This is a genomic window from Microbulbifer agarilyticus (genome assembly GCF_020171345.1).
GTDB lineage: Bacteria > Pseudomonadota > Gammaproteobacteria > Pseudomonadales > Cellvibrionaceae > Microbulbifer > Microbulbifer agarilyticus_D.
In genome coordinates this window covers 1400689-1426671 of the sequence record NZ_JAIUZM010000001.1, presented here as the reverse complement: position 1 = coordinate 1426671, position 25983 = coordinate 1400689, and the positions used below count along the sequence as shown (strand labels likewise).

Genomic DNA, 25983 nt, shown 5'->3' with positions numbered 1-25983 from the left:
CAGTAAGGATAGAAATGGCCATACTAAAACAGCCAATAATGCTATTGTATTTGGCATGACTCAAGCTGGAGATTGATATCGAAGCTGTCGCGTAAAATTCGTGTGTTTTTCGCGAGATTAAATTCTGACTCTACCTTTGATATTGCATTATTGATTTTTGTTACGCTGCTTTCTGGCGTCTCATTTACGACATTTTGGATTGAGACCGCCAAGGCACTTGCGTCAGGTTCAGACAAGCTTCCCGTAATGCCATCAATTACCAGTTCAGGAATTCCCGATACCGAAGTTGCAATTACCGGGACCCCACGCATCATTGCCTCCATCAACACGACCGGAATGCCATCCATATCGCCGTTGGAGTCGACTTTCCCGGGAAACACGAAGCAATCAATCTTTTCATACCAACTGGAAACAAGATCGTGCGGTAGAGCACCGCCGAAAGAGACATTCTCTGTCAATCCGTGACTTTGAACGAGAGCTTTAAGACTTTGCTCCAGCGGTCCATGACCCATGATCTCGAGCTTAATATTGGTTTGGTGTGGCGATAGTTTTGCCATCGCATTGATCAATATATCAACACCTTTTTTCTCAACGAGTCGACCTAAAAAGCCAAGAACAACCACTCCACGTTCCTGATTAGACTGATCCCGTGGAGAAAATTGATTGGTGTCTACGCCGCATCGAACCAGCACCATTTTGTCCGCAGGAATGCCCTGGGACTTAAGCACTTGCATGTTGAAGGTGGAAATTGTTGCAACGAACTTCGCGCGTTCACCCTTCTGTCGCATCAGGTATGCACGCTGAAAAATGTCATTTGCGTGGGCGGTAAAGCTAAAGGGCGTGTCCAGCAGCATGCTGGTATACATTCCAATGTCGGTAGCGATATGCGAAAAATGGCAATGAATATGATCAATATTCTCCATGAGCAACCTGTTGGAGAGATAACCAGCCACCAGGAAACGGTATATCTGGCCTAACGCGAGCTTTGGGTCTTTTACACAGAGCAGGCTATCCCCTAGGCAATGTCGCGCGCTCTTTAGGTAGGTTAGCGGATGCTTCGCCAGGAACTTAACGTTTTCAACTAATACATGCTGCAGTTTCTTCCCATACAGGTAGTGGCAATTTTTTGCTATTCGTACAATCTGTTCATCTGCACCACCAGTCTCCACCGAATGCAGTGAAAATGGGAGAACGGTTTTCCCCAGCTTTTCCAGCTCAAGAATCTCGTTGTATACGAAGGTACTGGACTTACCAGGTATTTCAGGAGCGATGTAGGCAATGCGCCCACTATTTTCTATCTTTGCCATGAGGTTCCTTCTCATGCTCCTCTTAGCAGGGATTTGTCGGTAGGGGACCTGGCTACATCGTTAGTATTTGTGTTTTCGGCATTCATCCGAGCTTGTAACAATGCATTTCCCGTGGCATTTGCGTCCGGATTCCAGCGGGAGGCATTGGTAGCTTCCAGGCGCTCCACCGCTCTATGTCTTCCCACAAGTAGTGAGCGAGATTGATACCAGCGGATTTCTTTGATCAATTCTGGATCATCCAGCTGCTTATCTTGCCTAAATAACGCTTTTAGATAGCCGTAGTACATTGCAATGCCACCGATGACGTATGGGTATTCGATGGCCCTAAACACACAGGTTGCGAGCATGTATAACCAGCCCGTACCCATAAAATACTGTCCAAATCCGTGACGGGCGCGGCCTGCCAGGACACCGTGTTGGCTGGAACCCATCACACGGAGATGGATGAAATTGAGCTCTGGCTCATCCCAGCTCAACGCACGCCACCCCATTTCTCTACATTTGTGACAATCAATTGCGTCCCACATAACTTCCCGCACAAACCCACCAATCTGTTCAAAGCATTGGATACGATAGAACTTTGTCATCCCTGCTGACATCTCGTCACCGCGGCGCTCACTGACCAGTTTGCCGTCTCGCTCGTTATAGGGTTTGCCACTGCAAGTACCGATTCGCGGGTCCGCCTCCATTTTTTCCATCAAATGCTCGAAATATCGCGCGGGTAGTTCGAGATCCAGGTCCAATTTACAGAGATAGCTGTACTTCGCTCGATCAATGGTTTTCAGACCAGCATAGAAAGTATCGACAACCCCTGGACCGACGTTGCGATACCCGCGGTTCTCGCGGGTTAAAATACGGATGAATGGGTACTTATTTGCATACTCAGCGAGAATTTCGCTCGAGCCATCGGTGGACCCATCATCGACAATGACCCAGAGCCTCGGTGGTGCTGTCTGCGCCACGACGCTATCCAGCGTCCGCTGCATATATTCTGCTTCATCGCGACACGGCGAGATTATGACGTAATCTCTATTCTGCACTTGTACATTCCCTTGCATAAATTAAATTCAGTTTGCTGCCGGCTCAGCAACACTCTGGGCGAGCATGCGATTAATTCTTGGCAGAACGAGCGCATTTTGGATATAACGTTTTGTGAGCCTTGTAGGATTTTGCAACAAGCGATAAAGCCATTCTAGGCGTGAGCGCTGCATCCACTTCGGCGCCCTTTTTTCTTTGTCAGCAAGGAAAAGTATCGACGCCCCAATACATAACGCAATACCGTTGAATCGAGCCTGCTGTTTTAGCATCAGGGCGAGCTTCTCCTGTTGGGGCGAGCCAACCGCAAGGAACACGAAATCTGGCTGTGCACCTAGAATATTATCGATAACTTTTTTTACTTCGTCGCCCTTGTTTATAAATCCCATCGTCGGGTTATGGTGGGTTATATCCAGATAGGGAAATCTATCCCGAACGATGTTGATAACCTCATCCTCGCCGCCAAGGATATATATTCGGTCCCTACTATTTAGTTCGCTTTCGAATAGACGCCGCGTTAGGTCACTGCCAGTCACGACCTGCGGTATCTTGGTACCATGGCGATTGAGCAGAGCTTCTAGAATGCGACTGTCACAAAGTGACAAACTCGCATTGCGATAGATATGCTGAAGGCTTCCCGTGTCATCTTTTCTTGCGAGTCTGGCCAGGTGATCAACATTCGGTGTCACAATGTAACCTGCATGTTTATTTCTCTGCATTTCACGAATATGGTCAACGGCACTGTCCATACTCGCTGTATCGATGCGGCAAAGTCCAATATCGACAGAATGAATATCAGGCATTAGTAATCTCTATTTATATTCGATGATCGAAGTTTTGCACCCGGAGAACTGGCCCATGGCGAACTTCGTCACCCCAAAGAACTGCGGGATCTTTCCAATTTGTGTTAACACCCCGTAGACCAGGGAACGTCGAAATGAATTTCTACGCTGTAGTTTTCGTATAAATATACGGAACGCCATTGCCGGGTAGGCAAGAATTAGGAAGAGCGCGATTGGGGCAGAGAACGGATATATACTTATAATTAGAATTGGGAACACACACGCCCAGAAACAAATACTTGCGACTTCTCTAACACAATATGGATTTTGCTTGGTGGCGTGTAACGCACTGCGCGCAGCATAAGCAAATCCTGCGCGCTTATTTCGTAACCAGAATTGCCGGAAGCTTGTCATTGCTGCGTCATGCGAAGTCATTTCCTCCGCGATTCGCCAGATTTTCCAATTCTTTTTTCTCAGCCTAAAGCACATTTCGGGCTCTTCACCCGCGATCATTTCAGGGTTGAAGCCACCCACCGCGATTATCGCTTCCTTTCTCGCGAGAAAGTCACCGCCACAGGATTTTGTATCGCCTATTGGGGTATCCCATTCCATATCGCACAAAGCGTTATAAATGGTTCTTTGTGGATAGACTTCCCTTCTTCTCCCACATGTGATCGCCACATGTGGATTAACAGACAAAAAGGAAATCGCTTTCACTAACCAGCCGGGTTGTATGGCGCAATCGCCGTCAATGAACTGGATGTATTCAATATTTGGGTATTTTTCCAATAGATAGGCTAACCCGGTATTACGCGCACGCGCGGCGGTAAAACGCGTGGTCATATCGAGTTGTATAACGTCACTGCCTACGCTGTTCGCATACTCGACACTGCCGTCTGTTGAACCCGAGTCAACATACACAACTGGTGGTAAGTTAAGGTTGCTATCCTGATTCAGAGTGTCGTCGTTTTTATGCGCTTCAATTCCCGGGCTGATAGACTGGCGCTGCTCAAGTATTGAGTCGATACAACGGCGCAGCCGGTCTCCCTCATTCCTGCCGATAACGACAAATCCCAGAGTTGGTTCACCAAGCTTGTGTGCGTCATTGTTATGAGTAGGCATGTTCGCCCCCCACAGCAGTATCGTTTTGCTTCGTGCTCCAGTCCAAAGTATCTTCCACAACGCAATCTCTATAGTTGTCTACTGTAATTTCAGTACCCAGTAGATAACCAAGTTCTTCCAAATCACGATTTAATATGTGTTGAATCTTTCTAAGCGATGCTTCAGATAAAATAGGGCGTTTCTTCATCTGCAGACGTGATTTAACTGCGTTACGGAGTGCTCGCGGTACAAGAACTCTGCGTAGAAATTTTAGAACCGGATTTCCAATCAGGAATCTCGTTACAGGATTGGTGCGAAGGCGCTCAGAGGAAACATTGGTTTTAGACAAGTCATCTTGCCAGGTCACCTTACCGGTATAACCAATAAACTGTGCGATTCTCTCTAGTTCAGACTGTGGGTATGCTCTTAGCCGCTCGAAAAATACCGGCAGTATCTTGTCCCGGCCATATCGTTCAATAAATGGGCCCAACTGGCGTGCATAACAGCTATAGTTGAGCAACTCCGAATGTTGCTCAATTGCCTGGTTAATATCGACCTTTATATTGTTACAGCTCCATTCGTGGATATATTGCGATATCAGACGCTCAATCGGGTGGCGCATTACATAGATGAGCTTTGCGTTGGGCAGTGACTCATAGAGTCTCTCAACGGTCTTTGGGTAAGTGGGAAGCTTGGTATAGTGGGTGCTAGCCTCACCAAGAATATCGTCCCTTTCGGCGCTCTCGAACAACCCTTTGTACCAGTCTGCACCCCGGGCATACTGTGCATCATCGCTAAAGAAATTTGGCTCCTTCAATTCGGGCATGTATATCCCATCAAGCTTACGCAGCTGCTCATAGATCGTCGTAGTTGCCGACTTCATGGACCCAATGATTACGAAATCTGGAAGAGTTTGCTTCTCTTGAATCATTGGTTTACCACTCGACTGCTTTTTCTTGGTGAGAAAGTAGTGGATGTCTGCGGGGCCAGGAAATCAATCCAGATATCACGCCATTCCCCTGGTATCCGGGGTCCAGGATATTTACCGCGCAGGCACTTCAGCATTCGGATGGCACGTCCGAAATACCACGCCAAATTCGCAATTAAGAGCCTTTTTTTGCCACCTAATAACATAAAATATCGAGTCCGTGACCGGTAGAAGTAGGCAGGTATACGTTTTTTGTTTTTAGCACTTTCTTTTACGCTGGAAGTACCACCACGCAGATGCACAACGCGGGCTCCCAACGCCTGTTCGATGGTATATCCTGCTTTCTGTATTCGTAGACAGTATTCAATGTCTTCGAAATACATAAAGAATTGCTCATCCATCAAGCCGATTTTTTTGATGACCTCTGCTCTCAGCAGGACACATGCAAAGCTTACCCAGTCAATCTGTTGCTCGGGTTCGTCAAGCTCTATAGGCGTATTTTTTCTACGCAGAATGTGTGAAATAAGTTGAATTTGTGCGCCGCGTATAAACTCACTGGTTACACCACGGCGTCGGAAGCGGCTGACCTGCGGCCTCCCGTCCAGATACTCAAGTCGGGGGCCAACTGCTGCGATTTTTGTGTCTCGTTGAATACGATCCATCAGGAGAGAAATAGCACCAGGACGAACGATCGTGTCGCTATTTAGCAACAAATAGAATTTCGCTCGAAGGCGCTTGATCCCGAGATTATTGCCGGCCGAAAACCCTCCATTGGCTGGAGATGCAAGTAAATGTACTTTTTCAGCAGTTGCCGCGTCAGTGCCGTCGATCCAGGCCTGGAGTGTTTCGATAGAGTGATCGCCAGAGGCATTATCAACCACGACCACGCCGGCACGGCTCGGTAGCTGTGGTACCAAGCTTTCCAGGCAATCTACGACGAGATCAGGTGTACGGTAGTTAACGATGACTACCGCAAGAGCTAAGGGAGCGCGACTTTCCATTGTCTGCTTCTATATGAGAGACCACTTCGCAAGGAAATGACCGAAATTCCATTTTAGTTATTGCAACGACTAGTGATCTTGGACTCGCAAAGTGCGTGCCAGTCCGTTCCATTCACTAGTAACTGGTGTATTGCTAGAGTTGGCCTTCCTATCCAGCCAGATAGCTACCTTTCAGTAATTTACATCCGGTGTACCCGAGCGCAGCGGTATCAATACCGTGCACTTTCCCCTGTCGCCGGTGCTGAAAGGTTCTCCAATACGAGATGCGGGTCACACTTTACCAAGAATTGATGACATTTCAAAAATTAACATCAAATAATGATTTATACGCCATGGTGGACATGCAAATAACTGAGAAAAATTTTGAGGGGATTAATGAAACAAGAATTCAAACTATCGAAAGTTAATAAAGCTGGCTCCCAATCGGTGCTACCTGGAAACCCCCGGTAAAGAAAACTGAAATTAAGGCTAGGTTTCACACACGTTTTACCCAGTGCAAAATTTCATGTGTGCCTGGTCCAGACCAGTGAGAAAGATGGACTAAAGTCCCGAATCATTTCTTGCAGGTTTTGGAGTCAACTCGTTGTACATTTTGTACAAACTGGATGCATTACTCATCCAATACTGCCATTTACCGCGATCTGGTACGGTACAGCAACGTGCCCCCCCTTGGCCATATCTTTTATTAATTCCAAGTCCAGTGGGTGGGTACAGGCTTTCTAGGCATAAAAAAACCACCCGAAGGTGGTTATCAAACAGGGTAAAACCCTTTCACTGGTGTGGTGCGGCCGATTCTTCGGCAGGGCACCGGGGTCGACACTTGGGAGTGGAGAAAACCTTTTCTTTCCTTGCGCAATCCATCACGCAATCACTCCTAAGTACCGACGCCGCTGCCCTGCCCCAGCAGCAAATACTTATTTCGGTTTATTTTTCGACGAACGCGCGCTCGATCACGTATTCGCGCGGGATACCGGCGCGTGTTTCGCTAAAGCCCCAGTCGTCGAGAATCTTGGTCAGATCCTTAAGCATGGCCGGGGAGCCGCACAGCATAAAGCGATCCTCTTCCACATTTGGCGTGGGCAGGCCGAGGTCACTGAACATTTTGCCGGACAACATCAGGTCGGTAAGGCGGCCATTGTTACGATAAGGCTCGCGGGTCACCGTGGGGTAATACAGCAGGCCGTTCTGTACCATTTCACCGAAGTACTCGTGCTCGGGCAGTTCCTTCTCGACGTAATCCTGATACGCCAGCTCAGACTTGAAGCGCACACCGTGGGTGAGAATCACCTGATCGAAGCGCTCGTAAACATCCGGGTCCTTGATGATGCTCATAAATGGTGCCAGACCGGTACCGGTGGACAGCAGCCACAGACGCTTGCCGGGCAATAGGTGGTCGGCCACCAGGGTGCCGGTGGGCTTGCGGCTGACAAAGATTTCATCACCGGGCTTGATTTTCTGCAGCTGCGAGGTCAGCGGGCCATCGGGCACCTTAATGCTGAAGAACTCCAGTTCATCCTCGTAGTTGGCGCTGGCAATGGAATAGGCGCGCAACAGCGGGCGACCGTTGGGCTGTTCTAGCCCGATCATGGTGAAGTGGCCGTTTTCGAAGCGGAACCCGGGGTCACGACTGGTTTTGAAGCTGAACAGCGTATCGTTCCAGTGATGGACCTCAAGCACCGTCTCTTTATTCAAGTTAGACATAACAATAGAACCGCTTATTCCTCAATTTCTCGGTGCATTCTAATGCTGGTAAATGTATTGGCAAAATGGGATATTTTGATATCTGTTATCTAATTTTCCGATACTTGGAGGCTGACACTATATGCGCTATTCCCTGCGCCAACTGGAAGTGTTTCTGGCTTGTGCTCACCACGAAAATGTCAGCCGCGCCGCGGAGAGCCTGAATATGTCGCAGTCGGCGGCGTCCACCGCGTTGAAGGAATTTGAGCAGCAGTTTGACCTGCGCCTCTTCGAACGTACTGGCAAGCGTTTGCGCTTGAATGAACTGGGCCGGCAATTGTGGCCGCGTGCGGAAGAATTACTGGAGCGCGCGCGGGAGCTGGAAGCCACCCTGATGGTACACAGCGACCTGGGCCGCCTTAAGATCGGGGCCACCCTGACCATCGGCAACTATCTGGCAGCGGGCATTATGGCGCGCTATATGGAGGAACAGCCCGAGGCCCGGGTAGAACTGGAGGTTGCCAACACCGCGGCAATTGCCCAGGGCGTAGTGAACTTTGAGCTGGATCTGGGCTTGATCGAAGGCGAGCTGAATCATCCGGATCTGGAAATGATCCCGTGGCGGGAAGACGAGCAGGTGGTGTTCTGCGCACCGGACCACCCTCTGGCAAAGCGCGCACAATTAAGTGACGAAGATTTGCGCGAGGCCACCTGGATTTTGCGGGAAACGGGTTCCGGTACCCGCCAGACCTTCGAACGCGCCCTTGCCGGACTGTTGCCGGAACTCAACATTCGCCTGGAGCTGCAACACACCGAAGCAATCAAGCGCGCGGTAGAAGCAGGGCTCGGTATCAGCTGCCTTTCACGAGTTTCCCTGACGGATGCGTTTCGTCGCGGCGCGCTGGTGGAATTGCCCGTGCCACAGCGGGATTTCAGCCGTGAATTTTACTTTGTGCTGCATCGACAAAAGTATCGCAGTGCCGGTATTGAGCGCTGGCTCGAGCTCTGTCGAAAAGTGCAATAAAGACATTGCTTATCGGCAACGGTTACCTAGAGACAAGCTTTATTGTATTTTTCCATCGTTAGCTCCACTGGCGCAGGCGTCGAGCCTATGGTTGTGCGTTTTGCGACTATGCGAATTACAGACACAAAAAAAGCGAGTCTCTTGAGAGACTCGCTTTGCGGTCGTACACGGGACAACGGCTCAAGCCATCACCCCGCTTTACCAAAAAGCGGGATTACTCCTCGGTCTTTTCCGCCAGAATGGTTGGCGCTTCGCCACGCTGCTCTGGGTGAGTCCACGCAGGCAGCAGGTTTTTGGCAATGGCCTGGCTGGCAATGTACGGGTATTTCGCCTTCAGAGCTTCCATATCCGCATCGTAGTTATCGGTAATGCTTACCTCAAAGGTACCGTTAGAGAAACCGGCAACGGCCTGATCGATCAACGGGATCACCAGGCCGGCACGAGGCTCTTCACCTTCGCGCGGCTTGATAGTGGCGGTGATATTACCCACATAAACCACTTCATTCGCCGGCACGTCGATTTCGTATTCAAACGGCAGGTCAGCCATTGCATTCAGTAGCAGCGGAACCTGACGTAGGAAACGGGCCAGCTTGATAGTTGCCTTACCGGGGGCCACGTCCATGCTGATAAAGTACTCTTTACCGCCCTTGTCCAGATCAGCGATCAGGGTAGGCTTGGTAAAGGAATAGTCTTTTTCGTTCTGGTTTACGAACACTGCGAGCAGGTTCGGCTGATGGCTGGGCTTGTTGTCGTTACGAATCGACAGCTTCGCCACCAGGATACTTTTCTCAGAAGTATCGATTGCGGCGACTTTGTCGTTCAACGGCATTTTGCTGACGCTTGCACAACCAGCAAACGCAACCACGGTTAACATCAAAACTACACGAGCGAGTACTTTCATGGATAACCCCAAAATTATTATTGGTATGTTTATGCAGCGAAATTAGTTCAGCGGAATCAGCTGCGCTTTGGCTTCATCGGTCAGCTGGTGAACGGAAGCGATGGACAGGGTTTCAAGACCGGTAGCCGCAGTTACAGGAGCCAGGGAAACGTTGGCGGATTCCGGCAGTTTCCACATAGCGCCAGTGGCCGGGTCAACAATCAGCATGCCGATCAGGCCGCCGAACAGAATGTTACCGATGTACCAGCCGTCCATGCCTGCACGCAGCTGGAAGCTCTGCTCTTCGAAGCCGGCCATCTGGAACTTCACCACGTAGCTCGCGGAGGAGAAGAAGCCGTCAGAGGCAGACAGGGTGATGGTGTCCGGGGTAACGCCGGTGTGAACATCGAAACCAGCTTCATTCACAACAACAAAGTTGGCACCCGCGGGGTTGCTGTTGATGGTTACAGGGTAATTACTGTCACTGAGGATACTCGCACAACCAGATACCAGCCCGAGACCCGCAATTGCCGCCACTAAAGTAATTTTTTTCAACATGATGAAGCCTTAACAATATTGTTGTTTATCTATTTGCTGGACGAATGCTCCGCCAGCGGTCGGCAAGGCTATCACGAAATCTGGTAAGTGGGTCCCAAATAGCGATTACATGTCATTACAGGTGGGCTCTGATCGCACTTTGATCAATGTCGGCTATTTATTTCCAGCAAACAACTCGCCAAAAAAATCAGCGCGATTCCAGCGCGGTTTCTGTGCGGAATCCGCGACTTCCCATGCGATTGCGTAATTCACTTCGGCAAATTGCTGTGCCGCCACGTAGTTAACCCCCGCATCTGCTGTGTCACTGGGACTGTGATAGTGATTGCGCAGGAACTGGATCTGCGCGCGGCTGCCGTCGACCTCGCCGTTAATGGCCTCGCGCCCGGTGATGAGGTAAATCGCCGGGATGCCCCGGCGTACAAAACTGTAATGGTCGCTGCGCACAAAGATGACCTGCTCGGGCATGGGGTCTGGACTCAGCTTGAGGCCTGTGCGACGGGCAGCGCGGGTGGCGGTTTTACCGAGACTGGAATGCTCGGCACCGAAGGCGATGACATCGCGGAACGGATACAGCAGCATCGGCATATCGAGGTTGATGTTGGCCACCATGGACTTGGGGGCAACCGGCGGGTGCCGGGCAAAGTAATCCGAGCCGAGCAGGCCCTCTTCTTCCGCGGTTACCGCCACAAACAGAATGGAACGCCTGGGCGCGCGGTTCGCGGTGGTAAACAGCCGTGCGACCTCCAACATCACCGCGATACCGGCGGCATTATCCTGTGCGCCGTTGTTAATAAGCCCCGTGCCGGGCTCAATGCCGATATGGTCCAGGTGTGCGGAAAAGATGATGTACTCGTGTCTGAGCTTGGGGTCGCGCCCCGGCAGGAGGCCGACCACGTTCGGGCTGGAGATACGCTGGTGCTTGGCGCTGCTGGTGAGGGTGGCGGTATACGGCAGGGCAAATCCCTGCGGCACCAGGCCGTTTTCAATTTCGGTGAAGATGGTGTCGAGACTGCGTGCGGCACCCATGAACAATTGCTTGGCCGCCGGGATATCGAGCATGACGCCCGGTTGCAGGTGCTGGATGCTGTTACCGGGCGTGCCGTCGGCACGCAGCCAGTCCCAGCGCGGGTCCTGCACATGCTTGGCGGAAGCGGCAAACGCGCGGCGCAGCTCGCGTATGGGGGTATTCAGGGTAATGGTGCCGACTGCTCCGTGGCGCGCGGCGGTCTGCTGCTTGGTGCGGTTGGAAGCGAAGTGGGCACCCACCTCATTCGGCAGGTACTGCGGGCGCCCGGACAGGTACACGACAATTTTGCCCTGCACATCCAGCCCGGCATAGTCGTCGACACCATAGGCGGGCGCATCGATACCATAGCCAACAAATACGAGGCCGGCCGTCGTCGCACTGTCGTTATGCGCCGTCGAGGGGGCACCGAGAAAATCCACCCCCAGGTCAAAGGTGATGTCACCCTCGCGGCTATGCAGTACCAGTGTCGCCGCACCGTCTCCCCAAAGCGCTTTGCGCAGCGGCACCTGTTGGAAGTAATCAGCACCGGTGATAGAAGTCAGCCCGAGCTTGGCAAATCGGTCAGCCACATAATCCGCTGCCTGCTGGTAACCGGCAGAACCGGTTTCCCGCCCCTGTAAGCGGTCGTCCGCCAAAAATTCCACATCCACGCGCATGCTGTCCATGTCGGCGCGAGGCGTCGCTGGCAGCTGCGCGAGTCCGACGCAGGCACTCAGCAACCCTGTAAACACGAGGGAAACAAACCATGCTATCGGGCGGAACGGTTGCGGTACTTTTATAAAGTTTGCGCGGATCGCACGTATGAAGTTTGCGGAGATGGCACTGAAGCGGGACATGCTGGGCTCATTCTAATACTCGAAACGCCGACAGCTTATCACGGCACCGCACGGGACACCGGCGATTGCTCAACATAGGTTTTGCGATCAATGCCGCGTATTGAGCGATACGGAGAAACTCGCAGCGACGGCGCGCTCGGCGAGTTCGTGGGCGCGGTCAGCACAGAAATCGCCGTGACCGGCAAGCATATGCTGAAATGGAAGATCGAGCAGCCGCTCAAAGTCGGTGGCAAGCCAGCACTGACTATTTTCCCCTTCCGGGGTGGCGCGGCGGCACCAGGCCGGCGATACCTGCATCCCTCGATGCATCCCGCTCAGGCGCAGTGCCCAGCGTCCGGCCCAGTTACAGGCCGTCCAGCTACTCCAGTATTGCAGGGAGTCCCCGGTAAGCAGCAATCCGCCGGAATTGGGGACATACAATGCCGCCTCCGGAATCTCGCTGTGGCTGAATTCAAATATCTGGCCATCCGGCACCGGGCAGCGGCCGCCCTCTTCCAGGAATTCGTCCGCGGCAGGGACCGGATAATAGTCGGAGTGGTGTTGTCGCCAGAAAAATACATTAAAACGGTCGCGATAGTAGAGATCATCGCATCCAAAGAAATATCCGAGACGCACCGCCTGGCGCACATTGCCGAGATCGCACAGGCGCTCTTCCTGTAAACGGGTGAGACGTATGGGGTTGACCAACAGTAAGTCGTCCCCGCTGCGCACGATGCCCATATTGCGATTGACCAGCACTCCCGGCGCAACCCGAGCCTGACCGCGCACCACAAAAAAATCCGGCAACAACTGGCGGATTGGCCCGTGGGGCAGTGGCGGCGGATAGGCGATATGCATGGTCGGCAGCGCACTCCTCTATTCAAGAAAGGTTTTCTCTGGGGCGCTCCCTGCCATCGGCAAACTCCGCCCAGACACGCACATCTGGGCGGAGAAAGGGAAAGGTAACTACTTGTTAGGAATACTGCAGGCGGTTGCTGATGCCATAGAGGATCTGCATCGCATGTGTGGCATCACGGGCGCGTACCAGAATGTGCTCGTGATAGCGCGCAGAAACCACATTGGCCTGAATCCCGGCATCGGCGAGTTCACGTAAAATTGTGGCGGTGAACCCAGGCGCTTCCACGCCGTCAACGAACTGTAGGGTAATCTGCCGGTAGTCGTCACTGACCGGTAACTGTCCCAGCTCGGCGAGGTTTTTTGGCAGTAACGCCGTAATACCTTCACGCTCGCGGAAAATACACCGGCAATGCGCCAAGTGTTCCCGCAACTGGGGCTCATCCAGCACACACAAACCCAGTACTTCGCGATCGAGAATCGGGGTCAGCCGCAATAGCAGCTGGTCGATTTTTACCTGAGCATTCATTGGCGGTCTCTCCTGGATTTGTCCTTCACCCGCGCCTTGGCGGATTTACTTTTTGACGATGTTTTCTGGCCTGGGACTTTGCCCTTGGGCTCATCCACTGCTGGTCCAAAGTCTTCACCGGTAAATTCTGGTTCCCCTTCTACCGGGGTGGTATCTACGAGTTGTTCGTGTTCGCTCTGTTGCGCTTCCTGCTCCCAGCGGTCCAGCGCCAGGTCGATATCTTTTTCCACATCCATGCGCGGGAAAATCGGACAGGGAGCGTTTTTTTCCGGGTTGTGCCAAGCAGACAGGGGCGCGACGAAAACCACTAGGGATTTATGCAGGTAGTTGCGACCGATGCTGGCTTCGGTCCAGGTGGTCTGCCAGGCGAATTTGCCTTTTACGGCGTAATCACTCTCGTAGGATTTGAGCGTGAGGAAGTAGGGATAGACGCGGCCGCCCCGGCACACAATACGGCGCTCGGTTTTGATATTGGCCATCTGGGTATGCGGATCGAAATACCAGCTTATGTCGTAGCCATAGGCAAATTGCATCTCATCGCCATGGCGATTGAACGCATAGGAGCGACCGGTGCCGTCTTTGTTCAGGCTCCACACGTGCTGCGCTTCGCCGTCGCGGGAGATCAGCCAATTTCCCACCCACTGCTCGGCCTGCAAACGCGACTCCACCTCCCAGCCGGGATACTGGCCTGGTTGCTCGCGGGTGGAATTCTGCGGTGATTTGTGCTGCAGATCCTTGGAAGGGCCAGGAGGGGACGAAGAACCAGCAGCGGAATCTTGTGCCGAAACCACCCCTGTCGACGACAACAAAACAACGCCCGCCGCGATCAGCGTTTGTTTGCTGGTGACCAGTAGCTTGTGAATAAAGCGTTGCTGCATGACTGCCAGGCTCCGCTTGCGCTGTATTCTTCCCTGAGATGAATACCTGCCCCTATGACCCGGGCCGGAGACTTCCTTCCCCGGCCGCAGGCTGGACGCCTTCGTTGCCAGCGCGCTGGCCTGTACTTTGATCAGTACCACTTTGCTCAGCACTGCCTTGTGCGCTCTGGCTTCAATTGCCGGCCGAGGCGGTCTGCGGGGTCTCTTTCCGCTCGCGATCGTACAGATTGGGGCACTCGGCGCCGTGATTGGGTGTTTCCCAATCACCAAGACGGCGCTGAAAGGCCAGGATACCGCCGTTGTGCTGGCGCCAATGACGACCGTCAATCACGTTGAAGTCTAAGGTGACCGCGCTCCAACCGGTAAATTGCGCGTACACCATGCCACTGTTGCAGTGCAGCGTGCCGCCGGTGCGGATACGCACCGTATCGCCGTTAATGCGCCAGGAGATCGCAAAGCCATGGGTAAGCTGACCATCTGCGCGGAAACCGTGCGCAAAGCCGGTACCGTCAGCGTGGAGTTGCCACACCAGCTGCTCATCCCCCTGCCCCACCACCAGCCAGTTACCGACCCAGCTTTTGGCCGCAGCCTGGTTGCCGGTCTGCTCCTGCGCGGAGGCGAATACGGGGAGAATCAGGAACACTGCAAAGGTAAGGACGTAGGATTGCAGCAGGGATACGAGAACGGGACGGAAGGACAACTGACGCAACAACTTCATGCGGCACTCTTCTCTGTTGGGTTCAACGACTGGCGGTTATTTGCACAACCTAATTAAAAGCCTAGTCGTAAATCTCAACAGTGGCAGCGAATGCGACAATTTTCTTTGTTTTCGCGTCAAGCCAGCCTAAGAGGCTATGTGGTCACCAACCAAAGGGATCGGCGTTTCTTACCTACCCTGTGCGCCGGCGACGCAAGCCGAACCACAACAACAGCCCGAGCGCCAGCGCGGCAACAAACAGTATCCCCGCCCACACATAGATGACGCTGCTGCTTGTGGGCTGCAATAACTCCCTGCCCTTCACCACACTGGCGAGTAGGCGCTGAAACTGCTCGATCACCTCATTGGCCGGTGCGCGCGCGAGAATGGCCTCACGCAACGCCTGCCACTGTTGATCGAGCTGGGCTGCGAGTGCCGGATCGCGCTCAGCCAATTGCGCGCGTGCCGGCAGGTAGCCGCTGCGCAGGGCCAGCATCAGTTTGTGGTAGGCGTCCGCGGGGTCGCCACCGCGATAGGTAATGTGCGCCAGATAGATCAGGCCCGCGGCCCGGGCCAGCGGGTGCTGCAAGGCGCGGGTCTGTTCCGGGTGGGCGCGCCACCACATCAGCGACGCGCGCGCCGGTTCGGGAAGTTCTGACGGGCGCAACACCGCCATGCCGGGAAGGCCAACCAGTGCCGGGTACTGTTCGGCAAGTTTGCGTGATGGCGCCACCGGTGGCGCGCTGAAGCTGGCCACCTTGACCGCCAGCGCCCAGCGCTGGCGACTGCTGAGGTCGCCGTCCACGGCCTCGTCGTGGGCATCGTTGCGGGTGGGCTCCAGCACATTGTAAAAGTCGTACAGACTCAGGTTCACCATGCGCGCGGGATCATTCAGCGCGCGCTCCGGTTGCTCGGCAACGCCATTTTCCCCATGGCAGTGCTGGCAGCGGTCGCGATACAGGGCGTTGGCCTCGCTCGCGGCAGGCAGGGGTTCTGCCGGGGAACGGGGCAATTGATAGAGGGCTGCCAGGCGGTCGGCCGCCGTGTTGGCGCGGCGCCGTACCAGGTCCGCGGCGTCTTTGCCGGAAATTGCCGCCTGCAGCGACTGCAGTGTATTGAGCAGCTGGGCCCGCCCCGGCCTGTCGGGCAGCTCCGCCACCAGATCGGCGGCCAGTTCAGCGTTTTCGCGAGTCTGTCGATACAACCCGCGATCCCGCACACTGCCCTCGGCGACCGCCTCGGGATAATCCACCGCGACAAATGACAGTAGGCTCACCGCGCGCGCCGCAATATCCACCGGGGTCTGCTGCACGGGCAGCGGTTCTTCGATCGCCTGCCCCTCAGGAACCTGCGCGACGGCCAGCAGCCACCCAGCCCAAAGGCTGAGCAACAGAGCAATCAATACTGGCAGGGGCAAGTTGCGCATTCTGGCACTGGCGAAATTGGTGGCGGTACCCACTGTTAGCCTAGCAGTGAGGCGGCGCAGGGATATTCAGGCATAAAAAAACCCCGCGATTGCGGGGTTGTTCGAGCGGAGCAGGTTGGGCGCGATCAGCCCTTCTCGGCGCGCTCTTTTTCTACCAGGAAGTCCACTACGTCCAGCATGATCTGCTGACCGTTGGACTTGCCCTTGATGCCCGGCAGCGAGGTGCTGATACGGTATTTGCCGGCAACAACCATTTCCGGGGTACCGGTCAGTTTGTAGGCACGCTGTTTCGCCTGACCCTGCTTGACCTTGCTGTTGATCGCGAAGCCATTCATCAGTTTCACCGCTTTGGCGCCGTCGGCACCGGCATCGTTGAACAGGGCTTCAATAGCCGCATCATCGACTTTCCAGTCGCGACCGTCGCGGGTGGCGAACATTTTGCGCTGCTGGGCGATGGCGGCAAAGATCGGCTCGTGCACCTTGTCCAGTACACCCATGGCGTCCGCCACGTAGAACATACGCGCGTGGATCTCCATCACCGGCTGCCAAATGGCCGGGATTTTTTTCAGCGCCACATCGGCCGGCATGGTTTTCTGCCACTTTTTCAGCGGAGACTCAAAGTGGTAGCAGTGGCCACAGCCGTACCAGAAGAGCTCGGTCACTTCGATCTTGCTGTCGTCATCCTGGGCAACGGCCTGCGGGAGTACTTCGTAGTGCTGACCGGCCTTGAATTTGCCCGGGGCTTCCTGGGCACAGGCTGCCAGGCTCAGCAGCATGGTAAAGAGTGCGACGACGGCTTTCATAAAGAGTTACTCCCAAAATTTATTCTGTGTGCCTGCATCAGTCTGGCCCCAGTATGCTCGGGCTCAGCTGACTCCTGGCTGAATATAGACCGCGGAAATTATTGAAGTTCCCGACGGCCGGTGCAAGCTGGGTTCGGCAGGCGGAAACAAAAAGGCCGGTCAGTGACCGGCCTTTCTCGCAACGACCTACCGCTTACTCGGTCAGGCCCGCTACGTAGTTCGCAACCGCCTTGATTTCGGCGTCGGACAGCTGGCGCGCCACGGTACGCATGGTGCGGGTATCACCGTCGTTGGCACGGGTGCCTTCACGGAAAGCCTTCAGCTGCTTCTCCACGTATTCTGCGTACTGGCCAGACAGGCGCGGGTAAGCCGCGGGCGCGTTACCCAGGCCACTAGGTGAGTGACAACCCATGCACGCGGGGACACCGGTTTCGCTGTTGCCAGCGCGGTAGATCTCGCGACCCAGGGCCAGGCCATCCACGTTGTCGCCGTTGTTCAGCATCACGGAGAAGGCGGTAGAACCGGAAATCTGGATGTTCTGCGACGCGTAGAAGGCGGCGATATCCTGCAGGTCCTGATCGGTCATGTTGTCGAGCTGGCCGGTCATTTCGGGAATGGACCGCGCACCGCTCTTCACGTCACGCAACTGCTTGAGCAGGTACTTGTCGCCGAGACCGGCGATTTTCGGGAACGTCGGCGCCGGGCTATTGCCGTCCGCACCGTGGCAGGCTATGCAGGCAGCGGCCTTGGCCTGCCCCGCACTGGCGTCACCGGCAGCGTGTCCCATCTGGGCAAAAGCGATCATCCCCAAAGCCAGAGCGGCCTTCTTTATAATGCTGTTCATACGTCGTCCTGTTGCGCGCTGAAGTTTTGCACCCATCTTCGCTGCTGGCGGCACCCAAACGCCCTTAAACCATCAGCGACGATAAAACCGCGGCATTATATACTTGCGCGCCATCTGAGTGTACCGGGAAGTCCCATGTCTGAAGCCAATGTTAAACGAATCAATTACCGCCACGCCGAATTTCTGATCAGCGCACCCACCCTGGCGGAATGCCCGGTGGATTCTGGCGCCGAAGTGGCCTTCGCCGGCCGCTCCAATGCCGGCAAGTCCAGTGCGATCAACGCACTCACCGACAACAATAAACTGGCGCGGACCTCCAAGACGCCCGGACGCACCCAGTTGATCAACTTCTTCAGCCTGAGCGAGTCCCAGCGGCTGGTCGACCTGCCGGGCTACGGCTACGCCAAGGTGGCGCGCGCGATGAAGGACGAATGGCAACGCAATCTGGCGTTTTATCTGGAGAACCGCCAATGCCTGAAGGGGCTGGTGCTGTTAATGGACATTCGCCAGCCGCTGAAAGAATTCGATTTGCAGATGTTGAACTGGGCGGTCAAGTCCGGCCTGCCCGCACATATCCTGCTGACCAAGGCCGATAAACTGAAAAATGGCCCCGCCAACAACACGCGCTTTGCCGTAGAGAAGGAATTGAAGGCGCTCGAGCTGGACCACAACGTTACGGTTCAGATTTTCTCCGCCCCCAAACGCAAGGGCCTCGACAAGCTGGAGCGTCAGTTGAATCAGTGGCTGGCCCTGCCGCAGGACGACTCTGAGGCAGAACAGGCTGACGCGTGAATTGCACCGCCAAATTTCGTCTAGACTCAAGGTAAGCCGTTCATTTTTTAGCCAACCACAGGGCGATGAGCCGCTCACAGGATGTTTTCCCGGGCCTCTCTGGCCCGATAAGCGCTTTCAAGAACTTGGAGGCAAAAAAAAGCCGGCAGATTGCAGCTGCCGGCTAGGGGTCAGTGCCCTTGGGGAGGGGCACTTAGGAGCTGCGCCCAGGGGGACGGGCGCAACCTTGGGTTCTCACCCAAATTCCACTGCATCCATTGCGATGCCTTCAAACCAAATCCTATAGTCAAAAGACTAAGCTGGGCCTGAAAGGTTCCCCACTCTTTTTTCGCGGTTCGGACGCCGCAACTGTATCCCACCCACCACCGTTTTGCGGGCAAAAAATTCTGTTTCTGAGACTTTATTCCTCGCCGCACGTCAAAAAACGCTATTTCTGCTTATTTAATAATCAGGCGTTTTTGACACACACTGAGCGGCTCAGCCAACTCACTCGAGCTACGGGAATGAAAATTCAGGCAAAAAAAAGCCCCGATGGGGGTATCTTCGGGGCGAGGGGCTTCTGACTAAGCTTTGGGGATGATGTTGCAATCCAACGATCTTGCTTAGTTAGAGGTGCCCCTTAATCAGTAGTTCCGCGAAAATGAAAAAAATCGCAAAAAACTTAAAATAAACTGCTGACCAGCTCAGTGCGCCTCGTCCCAGTTGGCACCCTCACCCAGGTCCGCAATCAGCGGTACATCCAGCTCGGCCGCAGCCTGCATCAACTCCGGAATGCGCTGCACCACGAGCTCACGCTCATCGGCCGGCACTTCCAGTACCAGTTCATCGTGTACCTGCATGATCAAACGGGTCTTCAGCTGTTCCTCGCGCAGCCACGCATCCACGCTAATCATTGCGCGCTTGATGATGTCGGCCGCGGTACCCTGCATGGGCGCGTTGATCGCGGTGCGCTCCGCAGCCTGACGCTGCATGCCGTTGCGGGAATTGATTTCCGGCAAATACAGGCGGCGACCGAACAGGGTCTCCACGTAGCCCTTGTCGGCTGCCTGTTTGCGCGTATTTTCCATATACGCAAGCACGCCCGGGTAGCGCGCGAAATAGCGGTCGATATAGGTCTGGGCGTCCGCGCGCGGGATATCCAGCTGCTTGGCCAAGCCAAACGCGCTCATGCCGTAGATCAGGCCAAAGTTAATCGCCTTGGCTCGGCGGCGCTGCTCGTCGGTTACCTCGTCCACCGGCACCTCGAACACCTCCGCGGCGGTTGCGCGGTGAATATCCGCCCCGTGGGCAAAGGCATCCAGCAGCCCCTTGTCACCGGACAGGTGCGCCATGATGCGCAATTCAATCTGCGAGTAATCCGCAGCCACAATCGCACTGCCACCATTGATGCGCGGGTCGGCGACAAATGCCTGGCGAATGCGCCGGCCCTCTTCGGTGCGGATCGGGATGTTCTGCAGGTTGGGGTCCGAGGATGACAGACGCCCGGTTGCCGCCACCGCCTGATGATAGGAGGTGTGCACCCGCCCGGTGGCCGGGTCGATCATCTGTGGCAACTTGTCGGTATAGGTATTCTTCAGCTTGGCCATGCCGCGGTACTGCATAATCAGCGCCGGCAGCTTGTGCGAAAGTGCCAGCTCCTGCAGTACCGGCTCGGCGGTCGACGGTGCCCCTTTCGGGGTTTTTTTGATCACCGGAATTTCCAGCTTTTCAAACAGGATGGCACCCAGCTGTTTGGTGGAGCCGAGATTGAATTCTTCGCCCGCCTCGTCGTACGCCTGCCGTTCCAGCGCGCGCATTTTCTTGTCCAGCTCGTCGGACTGCTGTTTCAGCATCGCCGCATCGATGTAGGCACCGTTGCGCTCGATGTGCGTCAGCACCGGCACTAGCGGCATTTCAATTTCATCGAGCACCTTTTCCAGGCTCGGCTCTTGCGCCAGGCGGCCGCTCAGCTCCTGGTGCAGGCGCAGGGTAATGTCCGCATCTTCCGCCGCATACGGGCCGGCCTTGTCCAGCTCGATCTGGTTAAAGGTCAGCTGCTTGGCGCCCTTGCCGGCAATGTCTTCGAACTTGATCGTGGTTTCGCCCAGGTATTTCTGCGCGAGGCTGTCCATATCGTGACGGCTGCCGGTGCTGTTCAGCACATAGGATTCGAGCATGGTGTCGCGGGCAATACCGCGCAGCGCGATATCGTAGTTGGCGAGAATGTGGCTGTCGTACTTGAGGTTCTGGCCAACCTTTTTGTATTCATCACTCTCGAGAATGGGCTTCAGCTTGGCCAGCGCGCGATCAAAATCGATCTGTGCCGGTGCGCCCATATAGTCGTGGGCCAGGGGCAGGTAGGCCGCCTCGCCGGCCTCCACCGCAAAGCTCACCCCCACCAGCTTGGCCTGCATGTAGTTGAGGCTGGTGGTTTCGGTATCGAAGGCAAACAGGTCCGCCTGCTTCAGCTTGTCCAGCCAGGCATCCAGCTCTTGCTCATCAAGGATGATGCTGTAGTTGCGCTCTACCGCGGCGGCCGCCGCAGACGATGCCTCGCCGTCGCCACCCAGTTCGTCGACCCAGCTGCGAAACTCCATTTCGGAAAACAGTTCACGCAGTTTATCGGTGTCCGGCTCGCTGTTGGCGAGGGTCTGCGGCTGGTAGTCCATCTCCACATCGGTCTTGATGGTGGCCAGCACGTAGGACATATCCGCCGCGTCCTTGTGCTCTTCCATTTTCTTGGCCAGGGTTTTCGAGCCGCGGAAGCCGAGCGGCGCGATGCCATCGAGGTTGGCATAAATATCTTTGAGACTGCCGAGCCCCTGCAGCAGTGCCAGCGCGGTTTTCTCACCCACACCGGGAACCCCCGGAATGTTGTCCACCTTGTCGCCCATCAGCGCGAGGAAGTCGATGATCAGCTCCGGGCCGACACCGAACTTGGCTTTCACGCCCTCCACGTCCATGACTGTATTGGACATGGTGTTCACCAGGGTTACGCCGGGGCGCACCAGCTGGGCCATATCCTTGTCGCCGGTGGAGATGATCACGTCCATGCCCTGCTCTGCGCCCTGCAGTGCCAGGGTGCCAATAACGTCATCTGCCTCAACCCCGTCGATCACCAGCCGCGGCAGGCCCATGGCATCGATGATGTCGTGAATCGGCTGGATCTGCGCGCGCAGGTCATCGGGCATAGGCGGACGGTGCGACTTGTATTCCTCGAACAGCTCATCGCGGAAGGTTTTGCCTTTGGCGTCAAAAACCACCACCACCGGGCTGTCCGGATGCTCCTTAAGGTGCTTGCGCAGCATGGAGATCACCCCGCGCACGGCGCCGGTAGGCTGGCCGGTGCTGGTCGCCAGCGGCGGCAGGGCGTGGAAAGCGCGGTAAAGGTAGGAAGATCCGTCCACCAGGATCAGTGGCGCAGAAGAGGTCTTATCGTTGCTCATAGACAAATAGAAATTCGGTTGGCGATGACAGATAGATGAATGCGATGTGGCGCAGTTTGCGCAGGGCGACAGGATACCTGCCTTGAGAAATTTTCGCTCGTACAGCGGCGGCGGAAGTTGCTTCGCCCGACTCCATTTGTCGATGCCGCCGCGCGAGTCATCGCAGTGTCACCCCCACTCAGGCAACAGCTTCTAGGCTTGCAATAGGGAAGTTGCAGAGAGGCATGAAAAAATGAAATCCCGCATATTGATCCACCTCGCGGTGGTTTGGGGGCTCGCCGGCGCCGTTGTCGCGCAAGGTCAGGCACCAGCCGCCACTGAGGAAACCACAAGTGGCTCAGCTTACGCGGCGGAGACCATGGAACACGTGGAGGTAACCGCGTATCCGGTGCCGGAGTTGATCGCTGAAGAAGAAGTGAGCGACAACGAGTACCTTATTCAGGAACAGCACCGCGAGCAGTACCGTCAGGAAATGCTGCGCGATCCAAGCCGCAAGGCCCTGCTTAACAGTGTGCGCAACGTTCAGCAGCAGCAGGTCGAAACGTTGATGCGCGAGGCGGAGGAGCAACTGGCACAACAGCAGGCGCCGCAGGAGGCGCCAACGCAGGAAGTGCTGGAAACAACCGCGGCGGACGCCGCAACCATTGAGCCAGCGCCCGCAGAGGCGCTCACTCAGTCGGTGTCCGATTCGTCAGAGTCAACGCGTGAAACATCGCTGACCCCTGCCGTATCGCCAGAGCAGGAAGCCGACCGGGAAACACCCGCTAACGAGATACAGCTGGAGCAGGATCAGGAGAATACCGCGGGGCAGGAGCCCAGCTGACGCGTGCACGCGCCCGCAATCAGGCGCTACGATCAGGAATCGTACTCAGGCAGCGGCGAGCATCCGCCAGCAGCTTTTCCATCAGCGCACGATAGCCCGCACCTTGCGGCAGCGTATTTCCCAGAGGGTCCAGAGCCTGGTAGCCCAAATTCAGATGACTGGCGGTCTGACGATCGCGGTCGTTGGCAGGGACCTCACCAAACAGGCAGCCGACCGGCCCGCCATCCCCTTCACTTCGAATCTTGTCCAGCATAGTGCGCGCGCCATGCGCCTGCTTTGACCCACCGCTGAGGCTTTCCACCGTCACCCCGGCGGGACCGAAGAACTGGCTGTACGCCTTGTGCGTGGAGACGATGGGCACTTCTTTATACGCCCACAGCGCACGATCCTGAACCTTTTGCAGATTGGCCATGGCGCGCGAGAAGTCGCGGGCGCGCTGGCGGTAGCCCGCGGCCTGTTGCGGATCCAGGGTGCTGAGTCGCTCGGCGATTTGCGCAGCAATTGCCGCAGCATTGCGCGGGCGTAGCCAAAGGTGTGGATCGGCGGGATCCGAGCCATCAAATTCAAACAGGCTTGTATCGCGCAGTAATGATAATTGCCGCTCAGCAGAAACCAGTGCCATCTGTCGAGCAAGTGACGATTCCAGAGCGGGCCCCATCCACACCACCAGCGGTGCCCCCTCGATCGTCAGGCGGTCATTCACCGTGGGCGCGTAATGATGCGGATCACCACCCTGCACCAGCTGGCGGACCTCGGCTGCCTCTCCCGCAACTTCGCGCGCGAGCATCGCCAGCGGCGCAATACTCGTAACAACCACCAGTTTTTCAGAACTGTCAGTACCCGGGGACTTTGCGCCACAACCAATACCCACCAGTGACGCCAAAATCAACCCGAGCGCAATAACAACACCCAATGGTTTTTCGAACATAGACAAACGAACCAACAAAGCAGACAACAAAGCGAATGCAGGCGGCAAGGATAAACCCAACGGCGGGCATCAACCGCGATTGCCCACGAACACTCACCAACACCGAATAAAGGGGTGCGATATAATCATACGCGGCTTACACTCGCCAGCCGTTTTATCAACGATCGCGATTCTGCAGAGGCAAAATCCCTCTCTAACCAGTCTGGAGTCTCCCCTGAGTTCATCCACCCCGCTCATCCGCGCCCACGACCTCGGCCTGAATATTGGTGGCCGGCAACTGTTGCGGGATATTACGCTGGAGCTGCGACCCGCAGAGATCGTCACCGTGATCGGCCCCAATGGTGCAGGCAAGACGACCTTGTTGCGCCTGTTGCTCGGGTTGACCAAACCCACGTCGGGCACGATCGAGCGGCGACCGGCGCTGCGACTGGGCTATATGCCACAGCGCCTGCAGATTGACTCCAGTATGCCGATGACCGTCTCGCGGTTTTTGCAGCTCGGTATCGACGATGTCAGTGCCGCCGCAGCCCTCGACCGTGTGGCAGCCAAGCACCTGGCGAACGCCCGCCTTACCGACCTGTCCGGTGGCGAAATGCAGCGGGTGTTGCTGGCACGCGCGGCGGCGCGCAAACCCCAGTTGCTGGTACTCGACGAACCCACCCAGGGCGTCGACGTCGGTGGGCAGAGCGAGGTCTATCAGTTAATCGCGCAGCTGCGCGACGAGCTGCAGTGCGGCGTGTTGCTTGTGTCGCACGATTTGCACCTGGTGATGGCGGCGACCGATCGCGTGTTATGCCTCAACCAACACATTTGCTGCCACGGGCACCCGGAGCAGGTAAGCAAAGACCCGGTGTACCTTGAAATGTTTGGCGACAAGCTCGCCCTGTATACGCACCACCACAATCACCACCACGATTTGAGCGGCGACGTGGTGGATGAGTGCTGTGATCACGACCATGCGCATGCGCTAACACCTGCGCCCTCCCGGCCAGGTGTGCGAACGCCCGGGAAGCGGAAGAATTCAGGGGGGCGAGATTAATGGACTGGTCACAACTACTGAGCTCCACATTCCTCTGGTACGCGCTGGCGGCCGGCCTGCTGGTGGCGGTGGTCAGCGGACCGCTGGGTTGCTTCGCAGTGTGGCGGCGCATGGCCTATTTCGGCGATACCCTGGCGCACTCAGCACTGCTTGGGGTCACCCTGGGGTTTGTATTGCATATTCAGCCGACACTGGCGGTGGTCGCGAGCAGCTGTGTGCTGGCATTGCTGTTGGTGTACTTTCAGCGCCGCCAGAACCTGTCGGTAGATACCCTGCTCGGGATCCTTTCTCACAGCATGTTGGCCCTGGGCATCGTGACCATGAGCCTGCTGAAGATCAATGTGGATTTGCTGTCGCTGCTGCTCGGCGACCTGCTCGCGGTATCGTCGCAGGATCTGGCGCTGATGGCGGTGGCCGCGGTCATTATTGCGGCCCTGTTGTGGTACCTGTGGCCTAAGTTGTTAGCGTTTACCCTGCACGAAGAACTCGCCGCAGTGGAAGGCGTGCCAGTGGACAAAGTCCGCCTGGCGCTGATGTTGATGCTGGCGCTGTTGATCGCCATCGCCATGAAAGTCGTCGGGGTACTGCTGATCACCGCGCTGCTGATCATTCCGGCAGCAACCGCACGCCGCTTGTCAGCAACACCGGAGCAGATGGCCGGCTTCGCGTCCCTGATCGGCTGTGTATCGGTGGTGGTGGGACTCACCATGTCAGTGGTATGGGACAGCCCCGCTGGGCCATCCATTGTGCTGGCGGCGAGTCTGTTTTTCCTGCTGGGGCATGTGCGCACCGCGTGTGCATGACGG

24 protein-coding genes are annotated in these 25983 nt (G+C 55.7%); 5 read left to right on the top strand and 19 right to left on the bottom strand.

Annotated features, from left to right (window positions below; translation table 11 throughout):
- Window positions 1–41: 41 nt before the first annotated feature.
- From LCM31_RS06020 to LCM31_RS05990, 7 genes are all read right to left on the bottom strand, one after another.
- A complete protein-coding gene (locus LCM31_RS06020) occupies window positions 42–1307 on the bottom strand; it encodes a glycosyltransferase (protein WP_224868371.1) in 1266 nt (421 codons plus the stop codon).
- Between the two features lie 11 nt (window positions 1308–1318).
- Window positions 1319–2365, bottom strand: coding sequence for a glycosyltransferase family 2 protein (locus LCM31_RS06015; RefSeq protein WP_224868369.1), 1047 nt, complete (start codon window positions 2363–2365; stop codon window positions 1319–1321).
- Between the two features lie 9 nt (window positions 2366–2374).
- Window positions 2375–3145 (bottom strand): WecB/TagA/CpsF family glycosyltransferase, encoded by a 771-nt coding sequence (locus LCM31_RS06010; RefSeq protein WP_224868368.1) that lies wholly within the window; start codon window positions 3143–3145, stop codon window positions 2375–2377.
- Between the two features lie 9 nt (window positions 3146–3154).
- On the bottom strand, window positions 3155–4246 hold the full coding sequence (locus LCM31_RS06005; RefSeq protein ID WP_224868366.1) for a glycosyltransferase: 1092 nt from the start codon (window positions 4244–4246) through the stop codon (window positions 3155–3157).
- Complete coding sequence (locus LCM31_RS06000) at window positions 4233–5156, bottom strand: sulfotransferase family protein (protein ID WP_224868364.1); 924 nt, start codon at window positions 5154–5156, stop codon at window positions 4233–4235. Before LCM31_RS06000 ends, LCM31_RS06005 begins: the two co-directional genes overlap by 14 nt.
- The gene (locus LCM31_RS05995) at window positions 5153–6154 is read right to left on the bottom strand and encodes a glycosyltransferase family 2 protein (RefSeq protein ID WP_224868362.1); all 1002 of its coding nucleotides are present in this window, start codon (window positions 6152–6154) and stop codon (window positions 5153–5155) included. The genes LCM31_RS06000 and LCM31_RS05995 overlap by 4 nt, the downstream gene beginning before the upstream one ends.
- Before the next feature lie 924 nt (window positions 6155–7078).
- Entirely contained in the window at window positions 7079–7855 is a 777-nt protein-coding gene (locus tag LCM31_RS05990) for a ferredoxin--NADP reductase (protein ID WP_224868360.1), read from the bottom strand.
- A 121-nt stretch (window positions 7856–7976) separates the two neighbouring features.
- Between LCM31_RS05990 and LCM31_RS05985 the strand changes: the two genes are divergently transcribed.
- Window positions 7977–8858: a LysR family transcriptional regulator gene (locus LCM31_RS05985; protein ID WP_224868358.1), complete on the top strand. Its 882-nt coding sequence runs from the start codon at window positions 7977–7979 to the stop codon at window positions 8856–8858.
- Between the two features lie 214 nt (window positions 8859–9072).
- Here LCM31_RS05985 and LCM31_RS05980 read toward each other — a convergent pair whose 3' ends face one another.
- The 10 genes from LCM31_RS05980 to LCM31_RS05935 form a co-directional block, all read right to left on the bottom strand.
- Window positions 9073–9759 (bottom strand): hypothetical protein, encoded by a 687-nt coding sequence (locus LCM31_RS05980; RefSeq protein ID WP_224868356.1) that lies wholly within the window; start codon window positions 9757–9759, stop codon window positions 9073–9075.
- Between the two features lie 42 nt (window positions 9760–9801).
- Window positions 9802–10296 (bottom strand): hypothetical protein, encoded by a 495-nt coding sequence (locus tag LCM31_RS05975; RefSeq protein ID WP_077399208.1) that lies wholly within the window; start codon window positions 10294–10296, stop codon window positions 9802–9804.
- A gap of 153 nt (window positions 10297–10449) precedes the next feature.
- Window positions 10450–12159 (bottom strand): M28 family metallopeptidase, encoded by a 1710-nt coding sequence (locus LCM31_RS05970; RefSeq protein ID WP_224868354.1) that lies wholly within the window; start codon window positions 12157–12159, stop codon window positions 10450–10452.
- A gap of 87 nt (window positions 12160–12246) precedes the next feature.
- Window positions 12247–12996: a hypothetical protein gene (locus LCM31_RS05965; protein ID WP_224868352.1), complete on the bottom strand. Its 750-nt coding sequence runs from the start codon at window positions 12994–12996 to the stop codon at window positions 12247–12249.
- Window positions 12997–13111: 115 nt separating this feature from the next.
- Window positions 13112–13522 (bottom strand): ACT domain-containing protein, encoded by a 411-nt coding sequence (locus LCM31_RS05960; RefSeq protein ID WP_224868350.1) that lies wholly within the window; start codon window positions 13520–13522, stop codon window positions 13112–13114.
- Entirely contained in the window at window positions 13519–14400 is an 882-nt protein-coding gene (locus LCM31_RS05955) for a hypothetical protein (protein ID WP_224868348.1), read from the bottom strand. Before LCM31_RS05955 ends, LCM31_RS05960 begins: the two co-directional genes overlap by 4 nt.
- Before the next feature lie 172 nt (window positions 14401–14572).
- Window positions 14573–15118, bottom strand: coding sequence for a hypothetical protein (locus LCM31_RS05950; RefSeq protein ID WP_224868346.1), 546 nt, complete (start codon window positions 15116–15118; stop codon window positions 14573–14575).
- Window positions 15119–15290: 172 nt separating this feature from the next.
- Complete coding sequence (locus tag LCM31_RS05945; protein WP_224868344.1) at window positions 15291–16523, bottom strand: hypothetical protein; 1233 nt, start codon at window positions 16521–16523, stop codon at window positions 15291–15293.
- A gap of 125 nt (window positions 16524–16648) precedes the next feature.
- Complete coding sequence (locus tag LCM31_RS05940; RefSeq protein ID WP_224868343.1) at window positions 16649–17326, bottom strand: thiol:disulfide interchange protein DsbA/DsbL; 678 nt, start codon at window positions 17324–17326, stop codon at window positions 16649–16651.
- Between the two features lie 193 nt (window positions 17327–17519).
- Entirely contained in the window at window positions 17520–18170 is a 651-nt protein-coding gene (locus LCM31_RS05935; protein WP_224868341.1) for a c-type cytochrome, read from the bottom strand.
- Between the two features lie 135 nt (window positions 18171–18305).
- Between LCM31_RS05935 and yihA the strand changes: the two genes are divergently transcribed.
- Window positions 18306–18962, top strand: a complete 657-nt coding sequence (gene yihA, locus LCM31_RS05930; RefSeq protein ID WP_224868339.1) for a ribosome biogenesis GTP-binding protein YihA/YsxC — start codon at window positions 18306–18308, stop codon at window positions 18960–18962.
- A 683-nt stretch (window positions 18963–19645) separates the two neighbouring features.
- Here the strand turns inward: yihA and polA are convergent.
- The gene (polA, locus tag LCM31_RS05925) at window positions 19646–22387 is read right to left on the bottom strand and encodes a DNA polymerase I (protein WP_224868336.1); all 2742 of its coding nucleotides are present in this window, start codon (window positions 22385–22387) and stop codon (window positions 19646–19648) included.
- Between the two features lie 232 nt (window positions 22388–22619).
- Here polA and LCM31_RS05920 point away from each other — a divergent pair, with 232 nt between their 5' ends.
- Window positions 22620–23210 (top strand): hypothetical protein, encoded by a 591-nt coding sequence (locus LCM31_RS05920; protein WP_224868334.1) that lies wholly within the window; start codon window positions 22620–22622, stop codon window positions 23208–23210.
- Between the two features lie 19 nt (window positions 23211–23229).
- Here the strand turns inward: LCM31_RS05920 and LCM31_RS05915 are convergent, their stop codons facing one another.
- Entirely contained in the window at window positions 23230–24138 is a 909-nt protein-coding gene (locus tag LCM31_RS05915; RefSeq protein ID WP_224868332.1) for a metal ABC transporter substrate-binding protein, read from the bottom strand.
- A 214-nt stretch (window positions 24139–24352) separates the two neighbouring features.
- On the opposite strand from LCM31_RS05915, the gene znuC reads away from it, so the two are divergent.
- Both znuC and znuB read left to right on the top strand, forming a co-directional pair.
- Window positions 24353–25177: a zinc ABC transporter ATP-binding protein ZnuC gene (gene znuC / locus LCM31_RS05910; protein ID WP_224868684.1), complete on the top strand. Its 825-nt coding sequence runs from the start codon at window positions 24353–24355 to the stop codon at window positions 25175–25177.
- On the top strand, window positions 25177–25980 hold the full coding sequence (gene znuB / locus LCM31_RS05905) for a zinc ABC transporter permease subunit ZnuB (RefSeq protein WP_224868330.1): 804 nt from the start codon (window positions 25177–25179) through the stop codon (window positions 25978–25980). Before znuC ends, znuB begins: the two co-directional genes overlap by 1 nt.
- Window positions 25981–25983: the final 3 nt, after the last annotated feature.

Coding starts and splice junctions, on each gene's coding strand:
- LCM31_RS05955 (WP_224868348.1), bottom strand. CDS start 14,400: ATGCAGCAACGCTTTATTCACAAGCTACTGGTCACCAGCAAACAAACG.
- LCM31_RS05975 (WP_077399208.1), bottom strand. CDS start 10,296: ATGTTGAAAAAAATTACTTTAGTGGCGGCAATTGCGGGTCTCGGGCTG.
- LCM31_RS05945 (WP_224868344.1), bottom strand. CDS start 16,523: ATGCGCAACTTGCCCCTGCCAGTATTGATTGCTCTGTTGCTCAGCCTT.
- LCM31_RS05970 (WP_224868354.1), bottom strand. CDS start 12,159: ATGTCCCGCTTCAGTGCCATCTCCGCAAACTTCATACGTGCGATCCGC.
- LCM31_RS05990 (WP_224868360.1), bottom strand. CDS start 7,855: ATGTCTAACTTGAATAAAGAGACGGTGCTTGAGGTCCATCACTGGAAC.
- LCM31_RS06005 (WP_224868366.1), bottom strand. CDS start 4,246: ATGCCTACTCATAACAATGACGCACACAAGCTTGGTGAACCAACTCTG.
- yihA (WP_224868339.1), top strand. CDS start 18,306: ATGTCTGAAGCCAATGTTAAACGAATCAATTACCGCCACGCCGAATTT.
- LCM31_RS05920 (WP_224868334.1), top strand. CDS start 22,620: ATGAAATCCCGCATATTGATCCACCTCGCGGTGGTTTGGGGGCTCGCC.
- LCM31_RS05915 (WP_224868332.1), bottom strand. CDS start 24,138: ATGTTCGAAAAACCATTGGGTGTTGTTATTGCGCTCGGGTTGATTTTG.
- znuB (WP_224868330.1), top strand. CDS start 25,177: ATGGACTGGTCACAACTACTGAGCTCCACATTCCTCTGGTACGCGCTG.
- LCM31_RS06020 (WP_224868371.1), bottom strand. CDS start 1,307: ATGGCAAAGATAGAAAATAGTGGGCGCATTGCCTACATCGCTCCTGAA.
- LCM31_RS05960 (WP_224868350.1), bottom strand. CDS start 13,522: ATGAATGCTCAGGTAAAAATCGACCAGCTGCTATTGCGGCTGACCCCG.
- LCM31_RS05965 (WP_224868352.1), bottom strand. CDS start 12,996: ATGCATATCGCCTATCCGCCGCCACTGCCCCACGGGCCAATCCGCCAG.
- LCM31_RS06015 (WP_224868369.1), bottom strand. CDS start 2,365: ATGCAAGGGAATGTACAAGTGCAGAATAGAGATTACGTCATAATCTCG.
- LCM31_RS06000 (WP_224868364.1), bottom strand. CDS start 5,156: ATGATTCAAGAGAAGCAAACTCTTCCAGATTTCGTAATCATTGGGTCC.
- LCM31_RS05935 (WP_224868341.1), bottom strand. CDS start 18,170: ATGAACAGCATTATAAAGAAGGCCGCTCTGGCTTTGGGGATGATCGCT.
- LCM31_RS05940 (WP_224868343.1), bottom strand. CDS start 17,326: ATGAAAGCCGTCGTCGCACTCTTTACCATGCTGCTGAGCCTGGCAGCC.
- LCM31_RS05985 (WP_224868358.1), top strand. CDS start 7,977: ATGCGCTATTCCCTGCGCCAACTGGAAGTGTTTCTGGCTTGTGCTCAC.
- polA (WP_224868336.1), bottom strand. CDS start 22,387: ATGAGCAACGATAAGACCTCTTCTGCGCCACTGATCCTGGTGGACGGA.
- LCM31_RS05995 (WP_224868362.1), bottom strand. CDS start 6,154: ATGGAAAGTCGCGCTCCCTTAGCTCTTGCGGTAGTCATCGTTAACTAC.
- LCM31_RS05980 (WP_224868356.1), bottom strand. CDS start 9,759: ATGAAAGTACTCGCTCGTGTAGTTTTGATGTTAACCGTGGTTGCGTTT.
- LCM31_RS05950 (WP_224868346.1), bottom strand. CDS start 15,118: ATGAAGTTGTTGCGTCAGTTGTCCTTCCGTCCCGTTCTCGTATCCCTG.
- LCM31_RS06010 (WP_224868368.1), bottom strand. CDS start 3,145: ATGCCTGATATTCATTCTGTCGATATTGGACTTTGCCGCATCGATACA.